The sequence below is a fragment of the Mesorhizobium sp. M7A.F.Ca.CA.001.10.2.1 genome, assembly GCF_003998575.1.
Lineage (GTDB): Bacteria > Pseudomonadota > Alphaproteobacteria > Rhizobiales > Rhizobiaceae > Mesorhizobium.
Window position 1 is genome coordinate 1 of sequence record NZ_RZQY01000944.1, and the last position, 1,688, is coordinate 1,688.

A 1,688-nucleotide genomic window follows, 5' to 3' on the forward strand; every position below is an offset into this window, starting at 1 on the left:
GCCTGGTGGAGCGGCCACGGCGCAGGCGCTGATCGCCTCCGAACGCACCCATGCGGTTGCCTTCACCGGCTCGGTCGCCGCCGGCAAGGCGGTGGCGGTGGCCTGCGCCGAACGCATGAAACCTTGAGTCATCGAGGCCGGCGGCAGCGATCCGCTGATCATAAGCGAGCATGCCCCGCTTGAGATCGCGGCGGCCGGCAGCGTCACCGCGGCCTTCCATCTCACCGGCCAGGTCTGCACCTCCGCCGAGCGTTTCTTCGTCGTCGATGCCGTTCATGACCGCTTCGTCGCGCTGTTCGCCGAAAGGACCCGGGCGCTGCGCATCGGCAACGGCATGGACAAGACCGAGATCGGCCCGCTGGTCAGCGAGGCCGCTCGCACCAAGGTCATGCGGCTGGTCGACGATGCCATCGCCCACGGCGCCGAGGCGGTCACCGGCGGACGCATCCCTCCGGCACACAACACGGGCTGGTTCTACGAGCCGACGATCCTGACCGGCGTCACCCCGGACATGGCAATCGTGCGCGAAGAATGCTTTGGACCGGTCGCCGCCATCTGCCGGGTCAGGGATTTCGACGAGGCGATCCGGCTTGCCAATGACAGCCCGTTCGGGCTCGGCGCCTCTGTCTTCACCACCGATCTGGCCGAAGCCCACGAGGCGGCTGAACGGCTCGAAGCCGGAATGGTCTGGGTCAACAACCCGCTGATCGACAATGATGCCCTGCCCTTCGGCGGCTGGAAGGCCTCGGGCCTCGGCCGCGAGCTCGGACGCCAGGGGCTCGACGCCTTCCGCCGCTCCAAAATGGTGATCATCGACCACAAGCCTGCAATCCAGGAATGGTGGTATCCGTACCCCGACAGCTGGTTCCGCGAGACCGGTGGCCGCAAGCACGTCTGAGTGTTTCGAACCTCGCCAGCTCCGGATAGCCAGCTCGGTGGCTATCCTGGGATAGCCAGTCCATGGCCGGGAAAAAGCGATGCCGCCGGGCGAAACCCGGCGGCATCTTTCTTCGATTGGCTACTGCCGTTTCAACGGCAAGTCGTTACGGCGTCGTTTCTGCTTCCATCGCGGCGGCCGTCTGGTCGATCTTGTCGGCAAGGACGCCCTGAGCCCAGGACGTGACCGCAGCGTCGACCGGCTTGTTGGCCATATCCGCCAGTGCCGCGTCGAGCGATGCATCATCGGTGCCGACCTCTGCCGCGGCAGCCGCCTCATTGGCGGCGGTGACCTCTGCCTCCTGGGCAGTGATTTCGGCCTCCAGATCCGTTATCCTCCCAGGCAAGGCCGCCTGATCTTCGGGCGTCATGGCCGCAATCTGCTCGGGCGTCAGCGACGTCAGCGCGGTCAACTGAGAATTCAGCGCATCCAGCTTCTCCTGGGCCGCTTCAGCGGCGGCCTGAGCAACCTTGGCTTTGGCGGACTGCGTCACGAAGGCCTGGATGGCAGCGAACTTCTTGCTCTTCGAGTTCATATAGGCGTTGATGTTGCGCTGAAGCGAGTTCAGCCGACCGAGCTTGGCGTGGATGTTCTTCTCCTTGGGAACCGACGAGACCTTTGTGGTCTTGTCGACCGTGGTGTCGTCCGTTTTGGCCTTTGCCACCTGCCCCCGAGCCGACGAAGACTTGCCGTGCGAACCGCCGCTCTTGCCATTGCTATTGCCGCCGTTACCGCCGGCATTGCCCCCGCC

1 protein-coding gene and 1 pseudogene are annotated in these 1,688 nt (G+C 65.2%); one reads left to right on the plus strand and one right to left on the minus strand.

Annotated features, from left to right (window positions below; all coding sequences use genetic code 11):
- Positions 1–898: pseudogene (locus EN964_RS33755) on the plus strand (aldehyde dehydrogenase); the annotation flags it as partial.
- Between the two features lie 145 nt (positions 899–1,043).
- Here the strand turns inward: EN964_RS33755 and EN964_RS33760 are convergent.
- A partial coding sequence (locus tag EN964_RS33760; RefSeq protein ID WP_127277389.1) for a hypothetical protein occupies positions 1,044–1,688 on the minus strand: 645 nt, incomplete at its 5' end.